This window comes from Streptomyces sp. JLBJ103 (genome assembly GCF_058215575.1).
In genome coordinates this window covers 5,174,572-5,200,494 of record NZ_CM177089.1, presented here as the reverse complement: position 1 = coordinate 5,200,494, position 25,923 = coordinate 5,174,572, and the positions used below count along the sequence as shown (strand labels likewise).

General features: G+C 70.6%; 20 protein-coding genes and 2 tRNA genes. 9 read left to right on the top strand and 13 right to left on the bottom strand.

The features are described from left to right. Nucleotides 1-65 precede the first annotated feature (65 nt). The 4 genes from AC4BEG_RS22920 to AC4BEG_RS22905 all read right to left on the bottom strand — a co-directional run bounded on the left by AC4BEG_RS22920 (nucleotide 66) and on the right by AC4BEG_RS22905 (nucleotide 3,360). A complete protein-coding gene (locus tag AC4BEG_RS22920) occupies nucleotides 66-722 on the bottom strand; it encodes an ATP-dependent Clp protease proteolytic subunit (RefSeq protein WP_176182974.1) in 657 nt (218 codons plus the stop codon). Between the two features lie 61 nt (nucleotides 723-783). Then, nucleotides 784-1,386, bottom strand: coding sequence for an ATP-dependent Clp protease proteolytic subunit (locus AC4BEG_RS22915; RefSeq protein WP_490707165.1), 603 nt, complete (start codon nucleotides 1,384-1,386; stop codon nucleotides 784-786). Nucleotides 1,387-1,690: 304 nt separating this feature from the next. Beyond that, nucleotides 1,691-3,127 (bottom strand): trigger factor, encoded by a 1,437-nt coding sequence (tig, locus tag AC4BEG_RS22910; RefSeq protein ID WP_490701622.1) that lies wholly within the window; start codon nucleotides 3,125-3,127, stop codon nucleotides 1,691-1,693. Between the two features lie 156 nt (nucleotides 3,128-3,283). After that, nucleotides 3,284-3,360 (bottom strand) — tRNA-Pro (locus tag AC4BEG_RS22905). Nucleotides 3,361-3,534: 174 nt separating this feature from the next. Here AC4BEG_RS22905 and AC4BEG_RS22900 point away from each other — a divergent pair. Continuing rightward, nucleotides 3,535-3,608: transfer RNA gene (locus AC4BEG_RS22900), tRNA-Gly, on the top strand. A gap of 143 nt (nucleotides 3,609-3,751) precedes the next feature. On the opposite strand, the gene AC4BEG_RS22895 is transcribed toward AC4BEG_RS22900, so the two are convergent. Next, entirely contained in the window at nucleotides 3,752-3,946 is a 195-nt protein-coding gene (locus tag AC4BEG_RS22895) for a hypothetical protein (RefSeq protein ID WP_490701621.1), read from the bottom strand. A gap of 620 nt (nucleotides 3,947-4,566) precedes the next feature. Between AC4BEG_RS22895 and AC4BEG_RS22890 the strand changes: the two genes are divergently transcribed. After that, a complete protein-coding gene (locus AC4BEG_RS22890; RefSeq protein WP_490701620.1) occupies nucleotides 4,567-5,754 on the top strand; it encodes an acyltransferase family protein in 1,188 nt (395 codons plus the stop codon). Nucleotides 5,755-5,829: 75 nt separating this feature from the next. Here the strand turns inward: AC4BEG_RS22890 and AC4BEG_RS22885 are convergent, their stop codons facing one another. The 3 genes from AC4BEG_RS22885 to AC4BEG_RS22875 all read right to left on the bottom strand — a co-directional run bounded on the left by AC4BEG_RS22885 (nucleotide 5,830) and on the right by AC4BEG_RS22875 (nucleotide 10,461). Continuing rightward, nucleotides 5,830-8,355, bottom strand: coding sequence for an ABC transporter permease (locus AC4BEG_RS22885; RefSeq protein ID WP_490701619.1), 2,526 nt, complete (start codon nucleotides 8,353-8,355; stop codon nucleotides 5,830-5,832). Continuing rightward, nucleotides 8,352-9,194, bottom strand: a complete 843-nt coding sequence (locus AC4BEG_RS22880; protein WP_490701618.1) for an ABC transporter ATP-binding protein — start codon at nucleotides 9,192-9,194, stop codon at nucleotides 8,352-8,354. The genes AC4BEG_RS22885 and AC4BEG_RS22880 overlap by 4 nt, the downstream gene beginning before the upstream one ends. Before the next feature lie 124 nt (nucleotides 9,195-9,318). Beyond that, a complete protein-coding gene (locus AC4BEG_RS22875; protein WP_490701617.1) occupies nucleotides 9,319-10,461 on the bottom strand; it encodes a SpoIIE family protein phosphatase in 1,143 nt (380 codons plus the stop codon). Nucleotides 10,462-10,589: 128 nt separating this feature from the next. Between AC4BEG_RS22875 and AC4BEG_RS22870 the strand changes: the two genes are divergently transcribed. Then, nucleotides 10,590-11,819: a GNAT family N-acetyltransferase gene (locus AC4BEG_RS22870; RefSeq protein ID WP_490701616.1), complete on the top strand. Its 1,230-nt coding sequence runs from the start codon at nucleotides 10,590-10,592 to the stop codon at nucleotides 11,817-11,819. A 17-nt stretch (nucleotides 11,820-11,836) separates the two neighbouring features. Here AC4BEG_RS22870 and AC4BEG_RS22865 read toward each other — a convergent pair whose 3' ends face one another. Then, a complete protein-coding gene (locus AC4BEG_RS22865; RefSeq protein ID WP_490701615.1) occupies nucleotides 11,837-12,646 on the bottom strand; it encodes an Fpg/Nei family DNA glycosylase in 810 nt (269 codons plus the stop codon). Next, complete coding sequence (locus AC4BEG_RS22860; protein WP_490701614.1) at nucleotides 12,646-13,134, bottom strand: ribose-5-phosphate isomerase; 489 nt, start codon at nucleotides 13,132-13,134, stop codon at nucleotides 12,646-12,648. Before AC4BEG_RS22860 ends, AC4BEG_RS22865 begins: the two co-directional genes overlap by 1 nt. A gap of 182 nt (nucleotides 13,135-13,316) precedes the next feature. Between AC4BEG_RS22860 and AC4BEG_RS22855 the strand changes: the two genes are divergently transcribed. Further along, nucleotides 13,317-14,783 (top strand): amino acid permease, encoded by a 1,467-nt coding sequence (locus tag AC4BEG_RS22855; RefSeq protein WP_490701613.1) that lies wholly within the window; start codon nucleotides 13,317-13,319, stop codon nucleotides 14,781-14,783. Between the two features lie 158 nt (nucleotides 14,784-14,941). Here AC4BEG_RS22855 and AC4BEG_RS22850 read toward each other — a convergent pair whose 3' ends face one another. Continuing rightward, entirely contained in the window at nucleotides 14,942-15,565 is a 624-nt protein-coding gene (locus AC4BEG_RS22850) for a biotin transporter BioY (RefSeq protein ID WP_490701612.1), read from the bottom strand. Between the two features lie 296 nt (nucleotides 15,566-15,861). Between AC4BEG_RS22850 and AC4BEG_RS22845 the strand changes: the two genes are divergently transcribed. Together AC4BEG_RS22845 and AC4BEG_RS22840 are read left to right on the top strand one after the other, a co-directional pair. After that, nucleotides 15,862-17,283 (top strand): amino acid permease, encoded by a 1,422-nt coding sequence (locus AC4BEG_RS22845; protein ID WP_490701611.1) that lies wholly within the window; start codon nucleotides 15,862-15,864, stop codon nucleotides 17,281-17,283. 161 nt (nucleotides 17,284-17,444) lie between these two features. Further along, nucleotides 17,445-18,086 carry a superoxide dismutase gene (locus AC4BEG_RS22840; protein WP_490701610.1) on the top strand — a complete coding sequence of 214 codons (642 nt, stop codon included), beginning with the start codon at nucleotides 17,445-17,447 and terminating at the stop codon, nucleotides 18,084-18,086. Between the two features lie 119 nt (nucleotides 18,087-18,205). Here the strand turns inward: AC4BEG_RS22840 and AC4BEG_RS22835 are convergent, their stop codons facing one another. After that, the gene (locus tag AC4BEG_RS22835) at nucleotides 18,206-18,841 is read right to left on the bottom strand and encodes a mycothiol-dependent nitroreductase Rv2466c family protein (RefSeq protein WP_490701609.1); all 636 of its coding nucleotides are present in this window, start codon (nucleotides 18,839-18,841) and stop codon (nucleotides 18,206-18,208) included. 164 nt (nucleotides 18,842-19,005) lie between these two features. Here AC4BEG_RS22835 and pepN point away from each other — a divergent pair, with 164 nt between their 5' ends. Together pepN and AC4BEG_RS22825 are read left to right on the top strand one after the other, a co-directional pair. After that, nucleotides 19,006-21,606 (top strand): aminopeptidase N, encoded by a 2,601-nt coding sequence (gene pepN, locus AC4BEG_RS22830; protein WP_490701608.1) that lies wholly within the window; start codon nucleotides 19,006-19,008, stop codon nucleotides 21,604-21,606. A gap of 111 nt (nucleotides 21,607-21,717) precedes the next feature. Further along, a complete protein-coding gene (locus tag AC4BEG_RS22825) occupies nucleotides 21,718-22,749 on the top strand; it encodes a hypothetical protein (RefSeq protein WP_490701607.1) in 1,032 nt (343 codons plus the stop codon). A 44-nt stretch (nucleotides 22,750-22,793) separates the two neighbouring features. Here the strand turns inward: AC4BEG_RS22825 and AC4BEG_RS22820 are convergent, their stop codons facing one another. Continuing rightward, a complete protein-coding gene (locus AC4BEG_RS22820) occupies nucleotides 22,794-24,527 on the bottom strand; it encodes a TIGR03767 family metallophosphoesterase (RefSeq protein WP_490701606.1) in 1,734 nt (577 codons plus the stop codon). 364 nt (nucleotides 24,528-24,891) lie between these two features. Between AC4BEG_RS22820 and AC4BEG_RS22815 the strand changes: the two genes are divergently transcribed. Continuing rightward, nucleotides 24,892-25,917 carry an aspartate-semialdehyde dehydrogenase gene (locus AC4BEG_RS22815; protein ID WP_490701605.1) on the top strand — a complete coding sequence of 342 codons (1,026 nt, stop codon included), beginning with the start codon at nucleotides 24,892-24,894 and terminating at the stop codon, nucleotides 25,915-25,917. Nucleotides 25,918-25,923 lie beyond the last annotated feature (6 nt).

Below are 25,923 nucleotides of genomic sequence, written 5' to 3'. Positions count from 1 at the left end.
CCGGGCCCCCGGTTCGGGCCCCCCTTGGACCTACTCGGTCCAAGGGGGGCAATGTCACCGTTGCTTCACCCGAGGCCGACGGAGGTCTTGCGGGTCGAGACGATCTGGTCGATCAGACCGTACGACAGCGACTCCTCGGCGGTCAGGATCTTGTCCCGCTCGATGTCGTCGCGGATCTTCTCGATGGGCGTGGTGGAGTGCTTGGCCAGCATCTCCTCCAGCTGCGAGCGCATCCGCAGGATCTCGTTGGCCGCGATCTCCAGGTCGGAGACCTGGCCGCGGCCGGTCTCGCTGTAGGGCTGGTGGATCAGGATCCGGGCGTTGGGCAGCGCCATCCGCTTACCGGGGGTACCGGCGGCGAGCAGCACGGCGGCGGCGGAGGCCGCCTGGCCCATGCAGACCGTCTGGATGTCGGGCTTGACGAACTGCATCGTGTCGTAGATGGCGGTCAGTGCGGTGAACGAGCCGCCGGGCGAGTTGATGTAGACCGAAATGTCACGGTCCGGGTCCATCGACTCCAGGCACAGCAGCTGCGCCATGACGTCGTTGGCCGAGGCGTCGTCGATCTGCACGCCCAGGAAGATCACCCGCTCCTCGAAGAGCTTGGCGTACGGATCGTACTCGCGGATGCCCTGGGAGGTGCGCTCGACGAAGCGCGGCACGACATAGCGGGATTCGGCCATCGGGCGGTCGTAGATGCCGCTGCCGGGAAAGTTGTTCATCTGGGTCTTCACCATCCTGTGGCGATCTGAGGGCTGGAGGTCGGCTACGGGACGGCGGGACTCAGGCCCCAGTGCCGCCCCCGCCCGGAACGCTGGAGGCGGACAGCATGACGTCGTCGACCAGGCCGTACTCCTTGGCCTCCTCGGCGGAGAACCAGCGGTCACGGTCCGAGTCGCGGGTGATCTGCTCCACGGTCTGGCCGGTGTGGAAGGCGGTCAGCTCCGCCATGCGCCGCTTGGTGTGCAGCAGCCGCTCTGCGTGGATCTTGATGTCCGAGGCCGAACCCGCCAGGCCCGCGGAGGGCTGGTGGATGAGGATCTCGGCGTTCGGCAGCGCGAACCGCTTGCCCGGGGTCCCGGCACTCAGCAGGAACTGCCCCATCGACGCGGCGAGGCCCATGGCGATGGTGACCACGTCGTTCTGGATGTACTGCATGGTGTCGTAGATCGCCATGCCGGCCGAGATCGAACCGCCCGGAGAGTTGATGTAGAGGTAGATGTCCTTGTCCGGGTCGGCTGCCAGCAGGAGCAGCTGCGCCGTGATCTTGTTCGCGATGTCGTCGTCGACCGGCTGGCCGAGGAAGATGATCCGCTCGCCGAGCAGCCGGTTGTAGACCTGGTCGCCGAGGCCACCGATGGTCGGCTCGCCGGCGGCGGAAGGCATCGTATTCGTCACGTATCCACCTGCTCGTCTCTGACGGCGACTGGCCGTCTCAGCGTCTTCTTCTGGGCGCGGGGGACATGGCCGCCGGTGCGCCCCGGCGGGCTTGTGAGACTCCCCTGCCCTCGTATCTACGGACCCTAACGCGCTGGTCGGCGGCGGCCATCCCGCATCAGGAACTGTTCGCTCTGAGCGCATGTCCCACCGCGGCACGGGGCCGTGGGGGTACCGCTTCGCGGAACACGAACGGGCCCGGACGTGTCCATACGTTCGGGCCCGTTCGTACGGGCTGCGGAGCGGACGAGGGTCAGCTCTCGGTCTTGTCCTGCTCGCCGTCCTCGGCCTGCGTGTCGTCGGCGGACGCCTCGGCGCCCTCGGCGGCCTCCTCGGAGCCCTCCTCGACGGTGGCCTCGACGGTCTCGCCCTCGTCGTCCTCGTCGTCCAGGTCGACGGTCTCGCCCTTGTCGTCGACGACCTTGGCGGCCTCGACCACCACGGCCAGCGCCTTGCCGCGGGCGACCTCACCCACGAGCATCGGGACCTGGCCGCCCTCGACCACGGCCTGGGCGAACTGGTCCGGGCTCATCCCGGAGGACTGCGCACGGCGCATCAGGTGCTCGGTGAGCTCCTCCTGGCCGACCGAGAGCTGCTCCTTGTTGACCAGCTCGTCCAGGACGAACTGGGTGCGGATGCCCTTCTCGGCCTGCTCCTTGAGCTCGGCGTCGAACTCCTCGGCGGTCTTGCCCTGCATCTGGAGGTAGGCGTCCAGGTTCAGGCCCATCTGGCCGAGCTGGTGGTGCTCCAGGTTGTGCTTGCGGGTGTTGATCTCGTCCTCGAGCAGCTTCTCGGGGATCGGGACCTCGACCAGCTCCAGGAGGGCGTCCAGCACCTTCTCCTGGGCCTGGGTGGCCTGCTCGAACTTCTTGGTCCGCTCAAGGCGCTTGCGGCTGTCCGCGCGCAGCTCCTCGAGGGTGTCGAACTCGCTGGCCAGCTGAGCGAAGTCATCGTCCAGCTCGGGCAGCTCACGGGCCTTGACCTCGGAGACCTCGACCGTGACCTCGGCCTCCTTGCCCTGGGCGGAGCCGCCCTTGAGCTCGGAGGTGAAGGTGGCGGAGCCGCCGGCCTCCAGGCCGGTCACGGCCTCGTCGATGCCGTCCAGCAGCTCACCGGAGCCGATGGTGTAGCTGACGCCCTTGGCGACGCCGTCCTCCAGGACCTCACCGTCGACCTTGGCCTCGAGGTCGATGACGACGACGTCGCCCTCGGCCGCGGCGCGCTCGACGGCGGCGGTGGTGGCGAAGCGGTCGCGCAGCTGCTCGACCGACGTGTCGATGTCCTCGTCGGACACCTCGACAGAGTCGACGGTGACCTCGATGCCCGAGTAGTCCGGGATCTCGATCACGGGGCGGATGTCGACCTCGGCCGTGAAGGCCAGCAGCTCGTTGTCCTTGAGCTCGGTGATGTCCACCTCGGGCTGGCCGAGCGGGTTGAGCTCACCCTCGTTGACCGCTTCGGTGTAGAACTTCGGGAGCGCGTCGTTGACGGCCTCCTCCAGCACCGCGCCGCGGCCGAACCGCTGGTCGATAACGCGGGCCGGGATCTTGCCCTTACGGAACCCAGGCACCGTGACCTGCTGGTTGATCTTCTTGTACGCCGCGTCGAGGCTGGGCTTGAGCTCCTCGAAGGGCACCTCGACAGTGAGCCGAACCCGGGTCGGGTTCAGGTTCTCCACGGCGCTCTTCACGGTTCGGTCTCCTTGGGGCTGACGTGTGGTGTTCTGCTGCTTGCGCTGATGCGTCCGCAGCGGATCGCGCCCGGTAGAGATAAAGACACAGACGCGCAGCTTGCATAGTAACCGCACGGCTGACGCGCCCCACAATGCGATCTTGATCGCCTGTGCTGGTCGGGGTGGCCGGATTCGAACCGACGACCTTCCGCTCCCAAAGCGGACGCGCTACCAAGCTGCGCCACACCCCGTCGGTGCGACACGTAGGGTACATGGCCGCGGACGCCCTGGCCGCCGGTTATTCGACTGGTGGGCAAGGGTGTGCGGGAGAGCACCGGAACCCGCTACGATGCATGCCGTGCCGCGCTCCGGGGGATGATTCCCAGACGGCTGCCGTCCCGGCGTACCGGGCGGACGCGGCGCGCGCGGGCGTAGCTCAATGGTAGAGCCCCAGTCTTCCAAACTGGCTACGCGGGTTCGATTCCCGTCGCCCGCTCCACAGCCCTCGGCCCGGTTCCGGACAACTGTTCCGGACCGGGCCGTTGCGCGTTCCCGCGGGTTTCCGGCGCTCGGTTCCGTGCCTGGCCCCGCACCCGTTTCGCGCCAGGTTCGCGCCGGTTTCGCGCGCCCCCGCGGGCGGGGTCAGAGGTCTATGTCACTGATGGAGTTCGCGACCGAGTCCAGGAAGTCCTGGATGTTCGGTGCGAGATCCGAGGAGGCGAGCAGGAAGCCGAAGAGGATCGCGACGAGGCCCGGCCCCCACTTGATCGAGCCATTGCGGATCATCAGCACCAGGACGATGCCGACCAGCACCACCAATGACAGAGAAATGACCACAGCTGATCACGCACCCTCGGTCGCACATGTCTCTCCGGCCCCGGAAGCACGCGACCCCGCACACCCCCGCGGCCACCATCGTGCCACCAACTCCCGCTCCACAGCAGCGGGGTGAAGCGGCCAACGGCGGACGGCCCGCAGCCCACCCACCCCTTCGGTACCCGTCCGGTAATCCATCACACAAGTGGACACGGGTGACGCTGCCCACAATTCGAGGAGCCATCCGAACATCAATTTCAGACCCCACCGGATAGCCAACTCGACGCCCCGGGCGATCAATTCGGAATTCTTTTGGCGGTCGCTCGGGAGGGTGACAAAACATCAATGAATCAGACATTCCACCAGCGCCCCCTGAGGGGCATATGCCCCATTTAAGGGGTATGAAGCATGACAGAACGGACAGCAAGAGTGGCGAAATCGCCTCCCTGGATCGCTTTGTCGACTTGATCGCGGAAGGCCATCGACCGAGGTACGGAAGGTATTAGCCACAAAGAAGTGAAGGAGGTTTTACGCAATACAGGTTCCGGCGCTATCGTGCCTCAGATGTTCCACGCTGCCATGACTCCCCCGCGCGCAGTGAGGTCCCGGACGGTTTCTCCCAGTTCCTGGTGGGAGGGCCTGTGACCAACTCCCTGCGCCCGCACGGCTATCAGCGGGCTCCCCTCCCCCCGGCCCAGGAGGCGGCGCCCACTTCTCCCATCTCGCGGGACAACGAAGCAGGACACCGGGCGACCCCGCCCGCCCCGAGCGCCTCGGCCGGACAGCAGCCGAAGCAGCGCGACGCGTTCTTCGACAACGCGAAGTACCTGGCGATCGTGTTCGTCGCGATGGCCCACTCCTGGGAACCGCTCACCGATCACAGCCGCGTCGCGGAAGCGCTGTACATGACGGTGTACACCTTCCATATGCCGGCCTTCATCGTGATCTCCGGCTACTTCTCGCGCAGCTTCGACATGCGGCCGGACCGGCTCAAGCGGCTGATCACCGGGATCGCCGTCCCGTACGTGATCTTCGAGGTGGCGTACACCTTCTTCAAGCGCTGGGCCGATGACGACCCCACCTACGACTTCAGCCTGCTGGACCCCTGGTACCTCACCTGGTTCCTGGTCGCGCTCTTCGTCTGGCGGCTGTCGACCCCTATCTGGAAGCTGGTGCGCTGGCCGATCCCGCTCTCGCTGGCGATCGCCACGCTCGCGTCGGTCTCCCCCGACATCGGTGACGACCTCGACCTCCAGCGGGTCCTCCAGTTCCTGCCGTTCTTCGTGCTGGGCCTGTGCATGAAGCCCGAGCACTTCCAGATGGTGCGGCGGAACTCGGTGCGCTGGCTGTCGCTGCCGATCGGTCTGTGCGCCCTGCTGTTCGCCTACTGGGCGGCGCCGCGGATGAACTCGGCCTGGTTCTACCACCGCGACAGCGTCCAGGAGCTCGGCGCTCCGCCGTGGACCGGTCCGGTGATGACGCTCGCCCTCTTCGGCTGCTCGATCGTGCTGGTCAGCTGCTTCTTCGCCTGGGTGCCGCGGCGCCATATGTGGTTCACCGCGCTGGGCGCCGGAACGCTCTACGGCTATCTGCTGCACGGCTTCCTCGCCAAGGGCTCCCGGTTCTGGGGCTGGTTCGACGAGTACGAGTGGCTGCACCAGCCGCTCGGCGAGGTCACGGTCACGATCATCGCGGCGAGCGTGGTCACCGTGCTCTGCACGCCGCCGGTGCAGCGTGCCTTCCGCTTCGCGATGGAGCCGAAGATGGCCTGGGCCTTCAAGAAGGACCCCGCCGAGCAGGCCCGCAAGCGCACCACGACGGCGGCCTGAGGACCCCCCACCCGGGAACGCGCGACGGGAACGATGAGGGCCGGAGCCATATGGCTCCGGCCCTCATCGTGTCCCCTACAGGCCCCGGCGCTCCCGGCGCAGCGCCGCCCGCGCGGGCAACCCCGTCGCCACCAGGCCGAGCGCCACGGCCGTGCCCGCGAAGGCGCCGTAGGTGAGCGGCGGGATGTACGGGCTCTCCCCGGTCAGCCCGCGGGTCATCGGGGTGAGCGTCGCCAGGGCGATGGCCGTGCCCAGGACGATGCCCGCGGTGGCCACCAGCAGCGCCTCCCAGCGCACCATCCCGAGAATCTGCCGACGGGTGGATCCGATCAGCCGCAGGGTGCTCAGCTCGCGGCGGCGGTCGAGCACCGTCATCACCAGGGTGTTGGCGGCGGCGACGGCGGCGAAGCCGCCGAGGACCGCGGCCATGGTGGTGTTGGCCCAGGCGTTGAGCTCGCGCTCCTCGTCCTGGCCGGCCGCGTAGCCGTCCCGGTCGGTGACCTGCGCGCCGATCCGGCCGAGGGCCGCCGCGACGGCCGCCCGGTCCGCGCCCGCGTCGTCCCGTACCAGCACCGTGCTGTCGAAGGACGACGTCACATGGGCCGTCAGCGCCGCCCGGGGGAAGGTGACCCGGGCGAGGCCCAGACCCCGCCCATAGGTGGCGATCACCTTGGGCCGCACGGCGGTGCCGTCCGGGAGCCGCAGCCGCAGCCGGTCGCCGACCTCGACGCCCGCCGCCTCCGCCACGTTCGCGTCGACCGCCACCCGGTCCGGGCCGAGCTCGTCCAGCCGGCCGGTACGGAGGTCCAGGTCCTGCACCGCCGCCAGGGCGCGGCCGCCGCCCGAGACACCCTGGGCGGAGACGCCTTCCAGTGGACTGGCTCCGCCCGAGCCGGTCGGGACCAGGACGCCGGTGCGCAGGACGCCCACCGCCGCCGTGACGCCCCGGACGGACGCGGCCCGTTCGGCGGTGCCGGACGGGAGGCCGTCGGGTGCGGTGAGCACCTGGTCGGCGACGATGCCCGCCCGGGACTGCTCCGCCGTCACGTGGTCCTCACTGGTGTGCAGGAAGACCAGGGTGGAGGAGAAGGCCATCGCCAGCACGATCGGGGTGATCGCGGAGGCGAGGCGGGTGGCGTTGGCCCGGGTGGTGGTGGAGGCCAGATGGGCCGCTGCGGATCCCGCGCGCAGCGGCATCCCGATCAGCCAGGCGCACAGCCGGGCGATCTGCGGGCCGAGCAGCCCCACGGCGAGCATGAAGAGCATCACGACGCCGAGGGCGGCGTTGGCCGCGTCCTCACCGGTGGACGAGGCGGCGACCCCGGCGAGTACGAAGCCGCCGACGAGGGCGGCCAGGCCCAGTGGCGTACGGATCAGTCCGGGCCGCAGCCGTTCGACGGCCGCCTCACCGAGGGCCTGGCCCGGTGTGATCCGCGCGGGGCGGCGGGCGGCCACCAGGCCCGCCAGGAGAGCGGTCAGCAGGACCGCGCCGACGGCGATCGTCGGCGGCAGCCAGGAGAGCGCGAACTCCACCTCTTCAGGGACCGCCCCCTTGTCCTTGAGCTGTCCGAACCACCAGCGCGCCAGGGCGATTCCGGGCAGACAGCCGAGGGCGCCCGCGAGCGGTGCGACCAGCAGGGCCTCGGTGGCGATCGACCGGCGGATCTGGCGCGGGGTGGCGCCGATCGCGCGCAGCAGCGCGAATTCGCGGCGGCGCTGGCCGACGGAGAGGGCGACGGTGCCCGCGGCGGTGAAGACGGCGACGGCGGTGGCCACTCCGCCGAAGGAGCCGCCGAGGGCGATGAGCGTCTCCTTCGCCCCGGCGAGCGCGGGCTCCTCGACGTCGCCACGGCCGTCGCCGGTGTGGACGCCCGGTGCGTGGGCGGCGCCCCGGAAGGCCCGCTCCAGACGGTCGGCGAGCGTGTCGGCGGTGGTGCCGGGTCCGGGGCGGACGAGGATCGCGTCGACGTCACGGGGGTGGCCGCTGAGCGCCCCCGCCCGGCGGTCGGTGAACCAGGCGGCCGGACCCTCGTCCTCGGCGGAGTGCGCGGCGCCGGTGGTACGGGCGAGTCCGGACACCCGGAAGGTGTGGTCGCCGCCCGGTGCGGTCACGGTGATCCGCCCGCCCACGCCGGTGCCCGCGGCGCGGGCGGCGGCCTCGGTGAGCACCACCTCGCCGCCGCGCGGTGCGGTGCCCTTGGCCAGGGCGATACCGGTGAAGGGGGCCGCGCCCCAGCCGTGGCCGGTCAGCCCGCCGTGGGCGGTGCGCAGCGGGAAGGTCAGATCGGGCGCCGCGGCGGCGGCGCCCGGGGTACGGGCGGCGGTGGTGACGAGAGAGGCGTCGAGCCGGGCCCGGTCGGGGACCTGCTTGCTGTCGGCCATGTCCCCGCTGCCGTAGTCGATCTCCTGATCGGCGGTGGCCACGATGGGGGCGGCCGCGTAGCGCTCCGGCGGTACGGAGGCCCTCAGGCCGGTCTCCAGCAGGATCCCGCAGGCGGACACGATCACCGCGGCGAGCATCAGGGCGATGAAGGTGCCCGCGAAGGCGGACGGTTTGAACCGGACGGCGGCGCGGGCCAGTCCGTTGGTGAACGATCTCATCGGCCCGGTCCCCCGGCCATGGCAGCGGCGGCGGGGACCCGGCCGGTGAGCCGGGTCATCCGCTCGGCGATCTCGGCTGCCGGGGAGCGGGGCAGCCGGTCGGCGATGGAGCCGTCGGCGAGGAAGAGCGTGTGGTCGGCGTAGCCGGCGGCCACCGGGTCGTGGGTGACCATGACGACGGTCGCGCCGAGCGCGTCCACGGCGTGCCGCAGCAGGACGAGCACCTCGGCGGCGGTGACGGTGTCCAGGGCGCCGGTCGGCTCGTCGGCGAAGACGACGTCGGGGCGGGTGACGAGCGCGCGGGCGATGGCCACCCGCTGCTGCTGACCGCCGGAGAGCTGCCCGGGGCGGCGCTGGGAGTGCTCGTGCAGTCCGACTTGGGCGAGCACTTCGCGGGCCAGGCGGCGGTCGGGGCGGACGCCCGCGAGCCGCAGGGGGAGCAGCACGTTCTGCTCGACGGTGAGCGAAGGCAGCAGATTGAATGCCTGGAAGACGAAGCCGAGGCGGCTGCGGCGCAGCGCGGTGAGCTTGTTCTCGCTCATGCCGGTGATCTCGGTGCCACCCAGCCGTACGGATCCCGCGGTGGGCCGGTCGAGTCCCGCGGCGCACTGGAGGAACGTGGATTTGCCGGATCCGGACGGGCCCATCACGGCGGTGAAGCTGCCGCGCGGCAGCACGAGGTCGATCCCGCGCAGGGCGTGCACGCCGCCGCGGCCGCGGCCGTAACTACGGCGCACGCCCCGCAGTTCGACGGCGTGGTCGCGGGTTCCGGCCGCGTCGTACTCGCCGGTGTGCTGCCCGCTGATGTGATGCTCGCGTCGCCGCTCGCGCAGCCGCATGGTTTCCGCCTTCCGAGGAGTTCGCCCGATCCCCTCGAACGTACGGAGCGCGGAGTGGCCGCGGCCATGGCGGTTTCCGGTGTGTACGGGGTGGGGCTAACCCCCGGTGACCTGGGGGGCCGTCCTACTCGCGGCAGATCAGCAGCAGCGCGCGGTCGTCGTTGACGTCCTTGGCCACGGTCTCGATCAGATGCCAGGCCGCGCCCTGGAAGCCGGAGGAGACATAGCGGTCGGCCTCGCCGGTGAGGCGGTCGATGCCTTCGCTGATGTCCCGGTCGGCGGTCTCCACGAGGCCGTCGGTGAAGAGCATCAGGACGTCGCCGGGGCGGAGCGTGCCCTTGGTGGGGTCGAACTGGGCACCGTCGTAGACGCCCAGAAGCGGGCCGTCGGCGGCCTTCTCCTCCCATTTGCCGGTGCCCGCGCTGAGTTGGAGGGCGGGGAGGTGCCCGGCGGAGAACAACTCGAAGTCGCCGCTGTCGAGGTCGAGGACGAGGTGGACGGAGGTCGCGAAGCCCTCGTCCCAGTCCTGCCGGAGGAGATAGCCGTTGGCGGCCGGGAGGAAGCCGTGCGGCGGCAGGGAGCCGAGCAGACCGCCGAAGGCACCGGAGAGCAGCAGGGCGCGGGAGGCGGCGTCCATGCCCTTGCCGGAGACGTCGGTGAGGACGACCTCGAGGGTGCGTCCGCCGCTGGTGCGGGCGGCCACCACGAAGTCGCCGGAGAAGGACTGTCCGCCGGCCGGGCGCAGTGCCATCTCACGGTGCCAGCCGCGCGGCAGTCCGGGCAGCTTGCTCTGTACGCGGATGCGCTCGCGCAGGTCGAACAGCATGGTGCCGCCGCGCCGCCAGGGCACCCCGACCCGGCTGCGGAACTGGGCGATCAGCAGGCCGAAGAAGCCGACGGCGGCGACGACCAGGATGGTGCCCGGGGTGACCCGGGAGGAGGCGTCCTCCTCGGTGTAGGGGCCGAGGACGGCGGACTCCACGATCAGGGCGGTGGCGGCGGCCGCGTAGAGGGCGAGCAGACTGGCGGGGCGCAGCAGCAGACCGCCCGCGACGATGGGCAGGACGAGGGCGGAGGGGGCGCACCAGTCGGGCTGGGCGATGGTGCCGCAGGCGATGGCGGGGACGCCGAGCAGCAGCACGGCCAGGGCCAGCCGGTCGGAGCCCTCACCGCGGAAATAGTCCACTCCGGCTTTGCGCACGGCTGTGCGAGCCCGGTGCAGTGCTCTGCGCACCCGGGCCATCGGAGTGTCCACGCCGCCTGTCATTGCACCGGGACCCTACCCACCCGTTTGGACGCGCGTCGATTCGTGGCGCGTCGAACCACCCGCGCAGGGGGGCAATCATAAGCGAAATTCGTTCGCGTGTACGGGAAACCGCTGCTAGAGATGGGAATATGACGACTGCGCTACGCGTGCTCGATCCTGCGATTTGGGATGATTGGTACGGAAAGCTGCTCCTCGCATTCGGCGGAGTTCCCGAAGCGCCCGAGGAAATCGCGCTCTGGCGGGAGTTGACCGAATGCGAGCGGTCACTCGGGGTGTGGGACGGCGAGGACCTCGTCGGTACCGCGGGGCTGTTCAGCTTCCGGATGACGGTTCCCGGCGGGGCGTCGGTGGCCGCGGCCGGTGTGACCATGGTCAGCGTGCAGCCGACCCACCGGCGGCGCGGAGTGCTGCGCTCCATGATGAGACGCCAGTTGGACGACATCCGCGCGGCGGGCGAGCCGCTGGCGGTGCTGACCGCATCGGAACCGGACATCTACGGCCGGTTCGGCTACGGCATCGCCACCCAGAACTTGTACGCGGAGATCGACACCGACCGGGTGCGGCTGTCCGTCCCCGACGGCACCGACGCGGTGACCCTGCGGGAGGTGGCCCCGGCCGACGGGGCCGCGGTCTGCGAGGCGGTCTACGCCCGGCTGGTGCCCACCCGGCCGGGCATGCTGGAGCGCCTCCCGGGCTGGGAGCGGCTGCCGGTGCTCGACCCGCCGGGTGAGCGCGAGGGGGCGTCCCCGCTGCGCTGTGTGCTGGCCGAGTCGGGCGGCGAGGTCACCGGGTACGCGCGGTTCGCCGTCAAGGCGGACTGGGACCTGGCGGGGCCCAAGGGCATGGTCCTGCTGCGCGATCTGGACGCCCTGGACCCGGCGTCCCACGCGGCGCTGTGGCGCTTCCTGTTCGAGATCGACCTGACCTCGGTCATCCGTACCGAAGGCCGTCCGGTCGACGACCCCTGGCAGCACCTGGTCTCGGACATCCGGCGGTGCCAGGTGCGGCTGAAGGACCGGCTGCACGTACGGCTGGTGGAGGTGGGCGCGGCGCTGGAGGCGCGGGCGTACACCGCGCCGCTGGATGTCGTGCTGGAGGTCACCGACCCCTTCTGCCCCTGGAACGAGGGGCGCTGGCGGCTGACCGGCGACGCCAAGGGCGCCTCGTGCGCCCGCACCTCCGACGCCCCCGATCTCCGGCTCGGCGTCCGGGAGTTGGGCGCGGCGTACCTCGGCGGGGTGTCGCTGGACGCCCTGGCGGCCGCGGGCCGGGTGCGGGAGGCGCGTGAAGGGGCCCTGGAGGCGGCGTCGGCCGCTTTCCTGAGCACCCGGGCCCCCTGGCTCCCCCACGGCTTCTGAGGCGGCCGACGGGGCGCTCAGGCCCGCTGACAGCCGGGGCACCAGAAGAGATTGCGGGCGGCGAGGTCGGCGGTGCGGACCTCGCCGCCACAGATGTGGCAGGGCTGCCCGGCGCGGCGGTAGACGTAGACCTCGCCGCCGTGGTCGTCCACGCGCGGCGGGCGGCTCATCGCCTCGGGGGTGTGCTCGGGCCGGACGGTGTCGATCCGGTTGTTCCGTACGCCCTCGCGCATCAACTCCGCCAGATCCGCCCAGATCGCGTCCCACTCGGCGCGGGTGAGCCCGCGGCCGGGGCGGTACGGGTCGATGCCGTGCCGGAACAGCACCTCCGCGCGGTACACATTGCCCACCCCGGAGACGATCTTCTGATCCATCAGCAGGGCGGCAACACTGGCCCGGCTGCGGGAGATCCGGTCCCAGGCACGCTCGCCGTCGTCCTCCGGGCGCAGCGGGTCGGGACCGAGCCGGTCGTGCACCGCCCGCTTCTCGTCCTCGGTGATCAGCGCACAGGCGGTCGGACCCCGCAGATCCGCGTAGGCCCCGGAGTTGGCCAGCCGCAGCCGGACGGTGTCGGTGGGCGGCGGGGCGGGGGCCGGGCCGAAGCCGTACTTCCCGAAGAGGCCGAGATGGACATGGACCCAGCCGGTGCCGGCGAAGTCCAGGAAGAGGTGTTTGCCGTGGGCCTCGGCGTGGTGCAGCGGCTGTCCGTCGATCAGGGCGGCGCCGTCGGCGAACTTGCCCTGGGGGCTGCTGGCCCGGACGGGCCGGCCGCCGAACCGCTCGAGGTGGTCGGCGGCCAGCCGGTGGATGGTGTGCCCTTCGGGCATCAGGCGTGATCGGGGTGGTGGGCCGGGATCGGGGGCAGTTCGCCGGTGGTCTCGTACGCGGAGAGCATCTCGATCCGGCGGGTGTGACGCTCCTCACCCGAGTACGGGGTGTTGAGGAAGATCTCGACGAACTTGGTCGCCTCATCCTCCGTGTGCATCCGGGCGCCCACGCTGATCACATTGGCGTTGTTGTGCTCGCGACCGAGCGCGGCGGTCTGCTCACTCCACGCGAGAGCGGCCCTGACCCCCTTGACCTTATTGGCAGCGATCTGTTCACCATTGCCCGATCCGCCGATCACGACGCCCAGGCTGTCGGGGTCGGCGGCGGTCCGCTCAGCGGCACGCAGACAGAACGGCGGGTAGTCGTCCTGGGCGTCGTAGATGTGCGGGCCGCAGTCGACGGGCTCGTGCCCGCCCGCCTTGAGCCACTCCACGAGGTGGTTCTTGAGGTCGTAACCGGCATGGTCGGAACCGAGGTACACGCGCATGTCCTGAGTGTGACACGCGCGTGCAGCCCCTGCCGCGCCGGGTAGACGACCGCAAAACCCTCGCCTATACCAAGGAACCTCATGGAAAGCTCAGGTAACAATCCGGAATCAAAGGTTCTTCAATCCGTCTTCCTGAGATTCACTGGCGACGCTCGTAACCCGAGAGCAAAGGAATCGAGTCCATGAGCGCACAACCCGCGACCCCCGCGGAGCAGCAGAGGCCCGGCGACACCGGCCCCGGCTCCCCCGACAGTCTGAAGGCCGGACTCAAGAACCGACATCTGTCGATGATCGCCATCGGCGGTGTGATCGGCGCCGGCCTGTTCGTGGGCTCCAGCGCGGGTATCGCCAAGGCGGGACCCGGCATTCTGATCTCGTACGCCCTGGTCGGCCTGATGGTCGTCATGGTGATGCGGATGCTCGGCGAGATGGCCGCCGCCAACCCCACCTCCGGTTCCTTCTCCGCCTACGCGGACCGGGCGCTCGGCCGCTGGGCGGGCTTCTCCATCGGCTGGCTGTACTGGTTCTTCTGGGTCGTGGTGCTCGCCGTCGAGGCGACCGCGGGCGCGGTGATCCTCGAGGGCTGGGTACCGGCCGTTCCGCAGTGGGCCTGGGCACTGATCGTGATGGTCGTGCTCACCGCCACCAACCTGGTCTCGGTCGCCTCCTACGGTGAGTTCGAGTTCTGGTTCGCGGGCATCAAGGTCGTCGCCATCGCGGCGTTCATCGTGATCGGCGGACTGGCCGTGTTCGGCGTCCTGCCGGGCTCGGACAACCCGGGCGCGGGCCTGGCCCATCTGACCGACCACGGTGGCTTCCTGCCGAACGGGCCGGGGGCGATCCTCAGCGGTGTGCTGCTGGTCGTCTTCTCCTTCATGGGCAGCGAGATCGTCACCCTGGCCGCCGGTGAGTCCGAGGACCCGCAGCGGGCCGTCTCCAAGGCCACCAACAGCGTGATCTGGCGTATCGCGGTCTTCTACCTGGGCTCGATCTTCGTGGTCGTCACCCTGCTGCCCTGGGACTCCAAGGCGATCGCCGACAAGGGCTCCTACGTGGCCTCGCTGGAGTCCATCGGCATTCCGCACGCCGGACAGGTCATGAACGTCATCGTGCTGACCGCGGTGCTCTCCTGCCTGAACTCCGGCCTCTACACCGCCTCCCGGATGGCCTTCTCGCTCGGCCAGCGCGCCGACGCCCCGGCCGCGTTCGGCCGGACCAACTCCCGCGGTGTGCCGCAGGCCGCGATCCTCGGCTCGGTCGTCTTCGGCTTCATCGCCGTCTGGTTCAACTACCAGTGGCCGGACACGGTCTTCGACTTCCTGCTGAACTCCTCGGGTGCCGTCGCGCTCTTCGTCTGGCTGGTCATCTGCTTCACCCAGCTGCGGATGCGCGGGATCATCCTGCGCGAGAACCCGGAGAAGCTGGTCGTCCGGATGTGGCTGTTCCCGTACCTGACCTGGGCGACCATCGCGATGATCTCGTTCGTGCTGGTCTACATGCTCACCGACAAGGACGGGCGCGAGCAGGTCATCCTCTCCGCGCTGGTGGCCGCACTGGTGGTGGCCTTCGCCCTGGTCCGCGACAAGCTGTCGCCCCAGCAGCAGGTGGACGGCGCCGAGAGCCGTGCCAAGGAGTCCGTGGCCCCGTAAGCCGCCTCCCGGTCCACCGGGACTTCGGGTGCCTACGAGCCGCACAAACGGAGCCGGGGCCCGCACCATCCGCTGGTGCGGGCCCCGGCTCCGTTTGTGCGGCGCCTGTGTCCCGTGGGGCGCCGTACTGCCCCGCGAACACGGCGAGGCGTACCGGCTCAGCCCCGGCGGCCCACCAGCTTCCAGGCGGCGGGCAGCGCCCCCATCGCCAGCGCCGCCTTCAGGGCGTCCCCGATGAGGAACGGGGTCAGCCCGGCGGCGACCGCCTGGGAGAGCGAGATGTCGGCGGCCAGCGCCAGGTAGGGGACGCCCACCGCGTAGATGATCGCGGAGCCGACCACCATGGTGCCGGCGGTGCGCAGCACCCCGCGGTCGCCGCCGCGCCGGGCCAGGGCGCCCACGACGGTCGCGGCCAGCAGCATGCCCAGCACATAGCCGAAGGACGGGGCGGCGGCGCCGGAGCCGCCCTCGGCGAACCACGGCACACCCGCCATACCGACCAGGGCGTACAGCAGCAGGGACGCGAAACCGCGCCCCGCGCCCAGCGAGGTGCCCACCAGCAGGGCGGCGAAGGTCTGGCCGGTCACCGGCACCGGCGAGCCGGGGACCGGCACCGACAGCTGCGCGGCCAGCCCGGTGAACGCGGCGCCGCCGAGCACCAGCGCGGCGTCACGGGCCAGGGTGCGCCGGTCGGGGAGACCGGCCGCGCGGGCGGAGCGGGCGGGGAAGACCACGTCCGCGAGGACCGTACCGGTCGAGGCGGCGGGCGAAGCGGTGCTCATCAGCGAAGCTCCCAGGTGAGAGGTGGTGCAGCGGGGGGTGGACAAGTAAACCGACGCTAACCCGGCGCGACCGCCCCGATCACCGTCGGTTGACCACAAAGGGCGGACCCGGCGCTTGGCGGCTTCTGGCATAGCGCCGCGATACGGAGCGTCACTGAGACGTCCGGTATCCAGACAATCCAGCTCGAGGTGTTGTCCTCACCGGACACTCCCCCCACACTGAGTTCGTTTTGCATCCGTCCGCCCCCACCAGAGGGACAGACGTTCGCCCCCATCCAAGGGACAGAGAAGACCACATGAACCGGACACCTGCGTCCTCCGCGCCACAGCGCGACATGGAGGACACCGGCGCGGGCACACCTGCCTCGCCCGCGCTCTCCCACGGGCTCAAGCAGCGCCATCTGTCGATGATCGCCCTCGGCGGCGTGATCGGAGCGGGCCTGTTCGTCGGCTCCGGCGCCGGTATCGCCGCCGCCGGCCCCTCCATCGTGCTCGCCTATGCCCTGTCCGGGCTGCTGGTGATGCTGGTGATGCGGATGCTGGGCGAGATGTCGGCCGCCAACCCGGCCTCGGGCTCCTTCTCGGTGCACGCGGAGCGGGCGATCGGGCCGTGGGCGGGGTTCACCGCGGGCTGGATGTTCTGGGTGCTGCTGTGCGTGGGCATCGCGGCCGAGGCGATCGGCGCCGCCGGGATCATGGTCCAGTGGTTCCCGAGCACCGACTCCTGGATGTGGGTCGCCCTGTTCATGGCGGTCTTCTGCGGCACCAACCTGGCCGCGGTCAGCAACTTCGGTGAGTTCGAGTTCTGGTTCGCCGCGCTGAAGATCGCCGCGATCACGCTCTTCCTGGTCCTGGGCGCCCTGGCGATAGCCGGTGTGCTGCCGGGCACCGATGCCCCGGGCGGCTCCAACCTCTCCGGCGACGGCGGCTTCCTGCCCAACGGTATGGACGGCCTGGTGGTGGGTCTGCTCGCCTCGGTCTTCGCCTACGGCGGCCTGGAGACGGTGACCATCGCCGCGGCCGAGTCCGAGAACCCGGTCAAGAGCGTCGCCTCGGCCGTGCGCACCGCGATGTGGCGGATCGCCCTGTTCTACGTCGGCTCGATGCTGGTGGTCGTCACGCTGATCCCCTGGGACGACAAGGCCATCCTGACCAACGGCCCGTACGTGGCGGTCCTGGACCACCTCGACATCCCCGCGGCCGGCAACATCATGAACGTCATCGTGCTCATCGCCCTGCTCTCCGCGATGAACGCCAACATCTACGGCGCCTCCCGGATGTCGTACTCGCTGGTGGCCCGCGGTGAGGGCCCGGCCTTCCTGGGCAAGGTCAGCAGTGGTGTCCCCCGGCTCACCGTGCTCGCCTCGTCCTTCTTCGGCTTTGTGGCGGTGCTGCTGAGCTACTGGTGGCCGGACACCATCTTCAAGTGGCTGCTCAACATGGTCGGCGCCGCGGTGCTGGTGGTGTGGGCCTTCATCGCCGCCGCCCAGCTGCGGATGCGCAGCAAGCTCCAGCGCGAGGCGCCGGAGAAGCTGGTGGTGAAGATGTGGCTGTTCCCCTACCTCACCTGGATCGCGCTGGCCGCGACGATCGGCGTACTGCTGCTGATGCTGCGCGAGGCCGACACCCGCAGCCAGCTGTACGCGACGGCCGGGCTGACGGTGACGCTGGCGATCATCGGCTATGTCCGCCAGCGGGCGGTGTCCCGCAACGCCTGATCCCGTGATTCCCGCTGGGAGGCGGGGTGGGTCCTCGGTCCGAGGACCCACCCCGCCTCCTTCTTTTGGCCCGGAGATCCCGTCCCGCCCGGCGGAAAACGTTCTTGCTGATACTGTGCAGTTGCAAGTCAATTGCATTAAGCCGGTCCCGGAGGGCTCGCATGGCCATCTACACACTTCCTGAACTTCCGTACGACTACGCGGCGCTGGCCCCGGTCATCAGCCCCGAGATCATCGAGCTGCACCACGACAAGCACCACGCCGCGTACGTCAAGGGCGCGAACGACACGATGGAGCAGCTCGCGGAGGCGCGGGACAAGGACCAGTGGGGCGCGATCAACGGCCTGGAGAAGAACCTGGCCTTCCATCTGTCGGGCCACATCCTGCACAGCATCTACTGGCACAACATGACCGGTGACGGCGGCGGCGAGCCGCTGGCGAAGGACGGTGTGGGCGAGCTGGCCGACGCCATCACCGAGCACTTCGGGTCCTTCGCGGCGTTCAAGGCCCAGCTCTCCAAGGCGTCCGCGACCACCCAGGGCTCCGGCTGGGGGGTGCTGGCGTACGAGCCGGTGAGCGGGCGGCTGATCGTCGAGCAGGTCTACGACCACCAGGGGAACGTCGGACAGGGCTCGGTGCCGATCCTGGTCTTCGACGCCTGGGAGCACGCCTTCTACCTCCAGTACAAGAACCAGAAGGTGGACTTCATCGAGGCCATGTGGAAGGTGGTCAACTGGCAGGACGTGGCGCGCCGTTACACGGCCGCCAAGGAGCGCGCGAACAACCTGCTGCTCGCGCCATGACAGACCCCCTGCTTGCGTGATCGTCTTCTCACCGAACACCTGGCAGGCGGAGAAAAGGGGCCCCGCGCGGTCGACTCGCGCGGGGCCCCGCCGTCCGCGGACGGCAGCTCGGTCACGGCTCAGTCGAAGATCGGGCCGACCGTCCGCGTCCGCTTGATCTCGTAGAAGCCGGGGATGGAGGCGACCATCAGGGTGCCGTCCCACAGCTTCGCGGCCTCCTCGCCCTTGGGCGCGGGGGTCACCACCGGGCCGAAGAAGGCGACGCGCTCGCCGTCCGGGCCCGGTACGGCGATCACGGGGGTGCCCACGTCCTGGCCCACCAGGTCGATGCCCTCCTTGTGGGAGGCGCGCAGCTCGGTGTCATAGGCGTCGGAGTCGGCGGCGTCCGCGAGATCGGCGGGCAGCCCCGCCTCCTCCAGGGCGGCCACGATCGTCTCGCGGCTCTTCTCCAGGCCCTCGTTGTGGAAGCGGGTGCCCAGGGCGGTGTAGAGCGGGCCGAGCACCTGGCTGCCGTGCTTCCGCTCGGCGGCGATGCAGACCCGCACCGGGCCCCAGGCCGTCTTCAGCAGCTCGCGGTACTCCTCGGGCAGCTCGTCCAGCTTGGGCTCGTTCAGCACGGCCAGGCTCATCACATGCCACCGCACCTCGACCGGCCGGACCTTTTCCACCTCGAGCATCCAGCGAGAGGTCATCCAGGCCCAGGGGCAGAGCGGGTCGAACCAGAAGTCGGCGGGAGTCCTGGTGGTCTCGGTCACGGTCTCTCCTTGCGCAGACACATACGGAACGCATACGGATATCGGGGCTCTCCTTACGCCAACGCGGCCACGCTCGGGCGCCATTCCCCGATTCCCCCGGGAAGTGCGGCGTGACATGATGCGCGCTGTCCGATATTCGAGACGAGGTCGAGGGAGTCCGCGTCGTGCCTGGTGAGAACCTGACCCGTGACGAGGCCCGGGAGCGGGCGAGGCTGCTGACCGTGGACGCCTACGAGGTGGCGCTCGATGTGCGGTCCGCGGTCGAGCCGCACACCGGTCCCGGGCCGCGCACATTCCGTTCCACCACCACCGTGCGGTTCCGCTGCGCCGAGCCGGGCGCCTCGACGTTCGCCGATCTGGTGGCCCCCTCGGTGACCTCGGTGACCCTCAACGGGCGGGAGCTGGACCCGACGGCCGTCTTCGACGGCGCCCGGATCGCGCTGGACGGGCTCGCCGCCGAGAACGAGCTGACCGTGGACGCGCGGTGCGCGTACAGCAGGACCGGTGAGGGGCTGCACCACTTCGCCGACCCCGAGGACGGTGAGATCTACCTCTACACCCAGTACGAGCCGGCCGACGCCCGCCGGGTCTTCACCACCTTCGAACAGCCGGACCTGAAGGCCCCGTTCACCTTCGCGGTGACCGCGCCCGACCACTGGACCGTGCTCAGCAACGGCACCGAGGCCCGCCGTGAGGCGGCCTCCGAGGGCTCCGGCACCACCACCCACTTCACCCCGACCCTGCCGATCTCCACCTACATCACGGCGGTCGTCGCGGGCCCGTACCACTACGAGACCGACACCTACCGGCGTACCCAGCCCGACGGCTCGGTCCTGGAGATCCCGCTGGGCGCGCTGTGCCGCGCGGGGCTGGCCAAGCACTTCGACGCGGACGACATCTTCACCGTCACCAAGCAGGGCCTGGACTTCTTCCACGACCGCTTCGACTACCCGTATCCGTTCGGCAAGTACGACCAGGCGTTTGTGCCCGAGTACAACATCGGCGCCATGGAGAACCCCGGGTGTGTGACCTTCCGCGAGGAGTTCGTCTTCCGCGGCAAGGTCACCCGGGCCTCGTACGAGCAGCGGGCCAACGTCATCCTCCACGAGATGGCGCATATGTGGTTCGGCGACCTGGTGACCATGGAGTGGTGGGACGACCTGTGGCTCAAGGAGTCGTTCGCGGACTTCATGGGCGCCTTCTCACTGGTCGGCGCCACCCGCTTCACCGACGGCTGGATCACCTTCGCCAACCGCCGCAAGTCCTGGGCGTACCGCGCCGATCAGCTGCCCTCCACCCACCCGGTCACCGCCGACATCCGTGACCTGGAGGACGCCAAGCTCAACTTCGACGGGATCACCTACGCCAAGGGCGCCTCGGTGCTCAAGCAGCTGGTGGCCTACGCCGGACAGGACGCCTTCCTGGAGGGCGCGCGGCGCTACTTCAAGCGCCACGCCTTCGGCAACACCCGGCTGTCCGATCTGCTGGCGGTGCTCACCGAGACCTCGGGCCGGGACATGGCCGCCTGGTCGAGGGCCTGGCTGGAGACCGCGGGCGTCAATACGCTCACCCCGCGGCTCACCTGTGACGCGGCCGGGCACATCACCGAGCTGGCGGTGGTCCAGGAGGCCCCCGAGAGCCACCCTGCGCTGCGCCCGCACCGGATCGCCGTCGGGCTGTACCGCAGGGACGAGGCGGGGGCGCTGGTGCGCTACGCCCGCGCCGAGACCGACATCGACGGGCCCCGTACCGTCGTCGGTGAGCTCACCGGCGCCGAACGGCCCGACCTGGTCCTGGTCAACGACGACGACCTCACCTACTGCAAGATCCGCTTCGACGAGGGCTCACTGGCCACCCTGCGCGAGCACCTGGGCGAGCTGAGCGATCCGCTGGCCCGTGCGCTGTGCTGGTCCGCGCTGTGGAACCTGACCCGGGACGCGCTGCTGCCCGCTCGCGACTACCTGGGGCTGGTGCTGCGCTTCGCCGGGGCCGAGACCGACATCGGCGTGCTCCAGATGGTCCAGGCGTGGGCGCTGTCCGCCCTGCACCACTACGCCGCGCCCGACGCGCGCGAGGCGGCCGGAGCCCGGCTGGCCGAGCGTGCGCTCACCGAACTGCGGCGCGCCGAACCGGGCAGCGGACACCAGCTGGCCTGGGCGCGGTTCTTCGCCCAGCTCGCCACGGCCGACTCCGAACTGCGGCTGCTGCACGGGCTGCTGGACGGTTCGGCCCGGATCGACGGGCTCGATGTCGACCAGGAGCTGCGCTGGACCTTCCTGGCGTCGCTGGCCGCGACCGGGGCGGCCGACGAGTCGGTGATCGCGGCCGAACTGGCCCGCGATGACACCGCCTCCGGCAAGCGCCACCAGGTGCGCTGTCTGGCCGCGCGGCCCTCGGCGGAGGTCAAGGCGGACGCGTGGGCGGCCGTGGTGGATTCGGACCGGCTCTCCAACGCCCTGGTGGAGGCCACCATCGCGGGCTTCGACCAGCCGGCCCAGCGGGAGCTGCTGACACCGTACGCACCGCGCTACTTCGAGATGATCGAACGCATCTGGCAGGAGCGGTCGATCGAGATCGGGATGGCGATCGTGCGCGGTCTGTTCCCGGCCACCCAGGGCGACGCCGCCACGCTGAAGGCCACCGACGCCTGGCTGGCGGACCGGCCGGACGCGGCGCCCGCGCTGCGGCGGCTGGTGCTGGAGGCGCGGGACGATCTGGCGCGCGCCCTGCGCGGACAGGAGTGCGATACAAGGGCAGCCGTCTGACGGCCCGTTTTCGGCATTCGAACTCCCGTACTTTAGGACGGTGTTGTCCGGGTTTGTCGACGAGTTGGTAACAGCGGTGAGTGGGGTGGAACGAGCGGGAATGGCGGGGGCATGAGCCACAACACGCCGCTGTCCCCCCGTCCGCTCCACCACCTCACCGATGTCCAGCGCCGGGTTCTGACCACCCGTCAGCTACGCGAACACGGTGTCACCGCGGCCGTCGCCGCCGAGCGCTCCCGGGAGGGCGGACCCTGGCAGCAGATCCTGCCGGGCGTCCATCTGCTCCACCCCGGTCCGGCCACCAGCGAGGAGCGGCTGCACGCGGCGCTGCTGTACACCGCGAGCCGCCGCCAGACGGCGGCGGCCGACGGAAGCGGGGCCGGGGACGAGGGTCCGTACGGCGAGGCGATGGTCACCGGACTCGCGGCACTGGCCCTGCACCACTTCTCCGCCGCTCCCCCGCTGTCCGCCCTGGACCATGTCGATGTGCTGGTGCCGCGCACCCGGCGGCTGCGCGCCACCGGCTTTGTGCGGTTCGTCCGCGCGCAGACCCTGCCCGGCCCCCGGTATCTCGCGGGGGTGCCCACCGCTCCGGTCGCCCGCGCGCTCGCCGACGCGGTCGCCCGGATCGGCGACGCGGTGCTGGTGCGCAGACTGCTCACCGAGTCCGTACGCCACGGCCACTGCGAGGCGACGGCCGTGGTCAAGGAGCTGAGCCAGGCCCGGCTGCTGACCCGGCCGCATGTGATCGACGCGGTGGACGCGCTGCTGGCCGAGGGCCGGGCCATCGCCGAGGGGCGGCTGTACGACATGGTGCGCGGCTACGGGCTGCCCGAGCCGCTGTGGAACGTCGAGCTGCGGCTGCCCGGCGGCCACCGCCTCGGCGAGGTGGACGCCTACTGGCGCGACCAGGCGGTGGCGCTGGAGATCGACGCACGGGCGCCGCGCCATGACGAGTACGCCCTGCGCGGCGCCTACGCCCGCAAGCGCGAGCATCTGGAGGAGCTCGGCATCACGGTGGTGCGGGTCACCCCGCGGAAGCTGCGGGAGGGTCTTGAGGATCAGGCGGCGGTGGTGCGCACCGCCCTGATCGCGGCGGCCGACCGCGACCCTGCCCCGTATGTGGTCGTCCTGCCGCGGTGAGGGACACCGCGGTGGTGGCGGCGCGCTGGTGGCGGTGCAGGTGATCAGCCCTTGGGCAGCAGCAGTTCGGTGTTGCGGTCGTCCGGGTCCCCGGCGAGCTTCTGGCTGGCGCCGGGCGCGTTGAAGGACAGTTCGCGGTAGAGCGCGGCGAGACCGGTCTGGGAGAGGTCGGTGAAGTCCGTGCGGCGCGGGGCCGCCGCCTCGATGAGCGTGGTGAACAGCGACAGGGTGCCGTCGTGGTTGTCCACGATCTCGACGACCCGGGCCAGCTGGGGGAAGTCCACGTGCGAGGCGGTGGTGATCTCCCAGAAGGTGCCGTGCGGGGTGATCTCGTTCTGGTGGCTGTGGCCGTTGAGCCAGGCTCGTACCTGGGGGTGGCGCTTGAAGAGGGCGACGATCTCGTCACCGCCGTGCCGGGCCTCACCGGGGCGGGCCGGGTCGTGGTTCATATTGGTCATGCTGCGGCTGTAGTGGTGGCTGAAGACCAGGATGTGGTCGTCCTTGTGGGCCTTCAGGGTCCGCTCCAGCCAACGGAGTTGGGCGGTGCCGACCGAGCCGGTGTAGTGGCCGCCCGGGTCGGTGGTGTCCAGGCTGATGCCGATGACGTCGTCCGAGATCCGGAACGAGTAGTAGAGGGTGCCCTGCTCCAGATTGGCCTTGGTGTAGCCGTGGCCGACCGGGCCGGGGCCGGTGTGGGCCGGGTCGAGGTGCGCGGCGAGGTACTCACGCTGACTGAAGGGCGCGCGGCGCTCGTCCGGGGTGACCCTGCGCATGTCGCCCGCGTGGGCGCGCAGCAGTTCCTTCATGTCCTTGCCGCGCGGGTCGGCGCCTTCGCGCTCGCCCTGGTAGATCTTGGCGGCCTCGGCGGCCGGGATGATCTGGAGCTTGCGGCCGCCGGTGGCCAGCTCCTCGAGATAGCCGCCGCCGAAGGAGTAGACCCCGCCGCCCAGATCGTCGTGGTTGCCGATGGTCGAGTACCAGGGCAGCCGCAGTCCGGGGCTCTGCACCGTGCGCATCGCCGCCTCCAGGAAGCCGTCGATCCGCGGGAAGCCGCGCTGCTTGTCGGCGTCGCGCAGGGCCTGGTCCGGGTGCCAGAACTCCTTGATGCCGCTGTTCTGGACCCCCTCGTAGTGACGGGGGTCACCGGTGTTGGGGGTGATCCGGCCGCCGTTCATGACGGCCAGGAACCAGTCCAGCTCGATCTTGGAGTTGTTGTCGGTGTTGTCCCCGGTGGTGATCACGAAGGACAGCGGCGCCCCGGTGACCGGTCCACCGCGCAGTCCGTTGACCCGCTCGATGAGCGAGGCGGCCCCGACCACGGTCAGCGCCTCGTGCGGCCGCCAGGCCCCGGTGCGCCCCGAGCGCAGGAACTCGTAGCGCATCGGGTGCTGGACATCGGTGATGTGCAGATCGGTGAGCTGGACGAAGGAGGCGAGCGCGGTGCGCCGGTCCTCCCGGCCGCCCTTGCCCGCGACGATGTCGGTCCGTACCCCACGCGCCCAGCCCGGGCCGTCGGCGAGTCTGCGGTAGCCGATGCCGCCGCGCGCCGCGGAGAACGTCTCGAGCGTCGTACCGGCCCGGGAGGGGGCGGCGGGCGCCTCCACCACCCGGCCGGCCGCGGCGCCCGCCGTGCGAGGCTGCGAGGCGTCCGCGGAGCCGGTGCCGGGCCCGAAGGCGACCCCCAGACCGGCGGTGGCGCCAGTGGCCGTGGCGGCGGCCAGGAAGGTACGGCGGTCGAGGGCGGCGACGGCAGAGGTGGCTGACCGTATGCGGGACATACGCGATCTCCCCGAGTGGATACGCGGAAGCGGGCGGGCAGGGAACTGCCCCTCACTCCGGATCGTTGGCAGCGGGGATGGCCTGCGCGTGAACGCGACGGCAACGCCGGCCGCCGATCTCCACACGTGGATCTCCGGGCCGGAAAACGGTTACCGCACCCATGTGAGCAGGCATTCTTCCGCTCACCCGGTGTTCACCCGGGAGGGAACCCGGTGCGGAACACGGCGGCGTCGCGGCGGGCCCCGGGCCCGGACCGCGACGGCGCGCGACCGGGCGAAAGTCACGAGCGGGCTACATCACAGCCTGAGACACTGGCCGGTGGGTAGGCGCCCGGAACAGGCACGACCAAGGAAAAGGGTAGATATGAGGATCGGAATCGTCGGAGCGACCGGCCAGGTCGGCGGAGTGGTGCGCAAGATACTCGCGGAGCGCGACTTCCCGGCCCAGGAGCTGCGGCTGTTCGCCTCGGCCCGGTCCGCCGGGCGTACGCTTCCGTGGCGCGACGGCGAGGTCACCGTCGAGGACGCGGCCACCGCCGACTACTCCGGTCTGGACATCGTGATCTTCTCCGCGGGCGGCGCCACCTCCCGGGCGCTGGCCGAGAAGGTCGCCGGCCAGGGCGCCGTCGTGATCGACAACTCCTCGGCCTGGCGGATGGACCCCGAGGTCCCGCTGGTGGTCTCCGAGGTCAACCCGCACGCCGCGGTGGACCGCCCCAAGGGCATCATCGCCAACCCGAACTGCACCACCATGGCCGCCATGCCGGTGCTGCGCCCGCTGCACCGCGAGGCCGGTCTGACCGCCCTGGTGGCCACCACCTACCAGGCCGTCTCCGGCTCCGGTCTGTCCGGTGTCGCCGAGCTCGACGGCCAGATCCGCAAGACCGCCGACCGCGCGGCCGAGCTCACCCACGACGGCGCGGCCGTCGAGTTCCCCGAGCCCGGTGTCTACGCCCGGCCGATCGCGTTCAACGTCCTGCCGATGGCCGGGAAGATCGTCGACGACGGCCGCCACGAGACCGACGAGGAGCAGAAGCTCCGCAACGAGAGCCGCAAGATCCTGGAGATCCCGGAGCTGAAGGTCTCCGGCACCTGTGTCCGCGTGCCCGTCTTCAGCGGCCACTCGCTCCAGGTCAACGCCCGCTTCGAGCGTCCGATCAGCGTGGAGCGCGCCTATGAGCTGCTGGCCGCCGCTCCGGGCGTGGTCCTCTCCGAGATCCCGACCCCGCTCCAGGCCGCGGGTCAGGACCCGAGCTACGTCGGCCGGATCCGGGTGGACGAGACCGTCGAACACGGCCTCGCGCTGTTCCTCTCCAACGACAACCTCCGCAAGGGCGCCGCGCTGAACGCGGTGCAGATCGCGGAGCTGGTGGCGGCCGAGCTCGGCTGAGACGCC

Bases quoted from the DNA above. Each gene is read 5' to 3' on its own strand.
- AC4BEG_RS22920 (WP_176182974.1), bottom strand. From the start codon at position 722: ATGAACAACTTTCCCGGCAGCGGCATCTACGACCGCCCGATGGCCGAA.
- AC4BEG_RS22915 (WP_490707165.1), bottom strand. From the start codon at position 1,386: ATGCCTTCCGCCGCCGGCGAGCCGACCATCGGTGGCCTCGGCGACCAG.
- AC4BEG_RS22885 (WP_490701619.1), bottom strand. From the start codon at position 8,355: ATGAGATCGTTCACCAACGGACTGGCCCGCGCCGCCGTCCGGTTCAAA.
- AC4BEG_RS22880 (WP_490701618.1), bottom strand. From the start codon at position 9,194: ATGCGGCTGCGCGAGCGGCGACGCGAGCATCACATCAGCGGGCAGCAC.
- AC4BEG_RS22875 (WP_490701617.1), bottom strand. From the start codon at position 10,461: ATGACAGGCGGCGTGGACACTCCGATGGCCCGGGTGCGCAGAGCACTG.
- AC4BEG_RS22870 (WP_490701616.1), top strand. From the start codon at position 10,590: ATGACGACTGCGCTACGCGTGCTCGATCCTGCGATTTGGGATGATTGG.
- AC4BEG_RS22865 (WP_490701615.1), bottom strand. From the start codon at position 12,646: ATGCCCGAAGGGCACACCATCCACCGGCTGGCCGCCGACCACCTCGAG.
- AC4BEG_RS22860 (WP_490701614.1), bottom strand. From the start codon at position 13,134: ATGCGCGTGTACCTCGGTTCCGACCATGCCGGTTACGACCTCAAGAAC.
- AC4BEG_RS22855 (WP_490701613.1), top strand. From the start codon at position 13,317: ATGAGCGCACAACCCGCGACCCCCGCGGAGCAGCAGAGGCCCGGCGAC.
- AC4BEG_RS22850 (WP_490701612.1), bottom strand. From the start codon at position 15,565: ATGAGCACCGCTTCGCCCGCCGCCTCGACCGGTACGGTCCTCGCGGAC.
- AC4BEG_RS22845 (WP_490701611.1), top strand. From the start codon at position 15,862: ATGAACCGGACACCTGCGTCCTCCGCGCCACAGCGCGACATGGAGGAC.
- AC4BEG_RS22840 (WP_490701610.1), top strand. From the start codon at position 17,445: ATGGCCATCTACACACTTCCTGAACTTCCGTACGACTACGCGGCGCTG.
- AC4BEG_RS22825 (WP_490701607.1), top strand. From the start codon at position 21,718: ATGAGCCACAACACGCCGCTGTCCCCCCGTCCGCTCCACCACCTCACC.
- AC4BEG_RS22820 (WP_490701606.1), bottom strand. From the start codon at position 24,527: ATGTCCCGCATACGGTCAGCCACCTCTGCCGTCGCCGCCCTCGACCGC.
- AC4BEG_RS22815 (WP_490701605.1), top strand. From the start codon at position 24,892: ATGAGGATCGGAATCGTCGGAGCGACCGGCCAGGTCGGCGGAGTGGTG.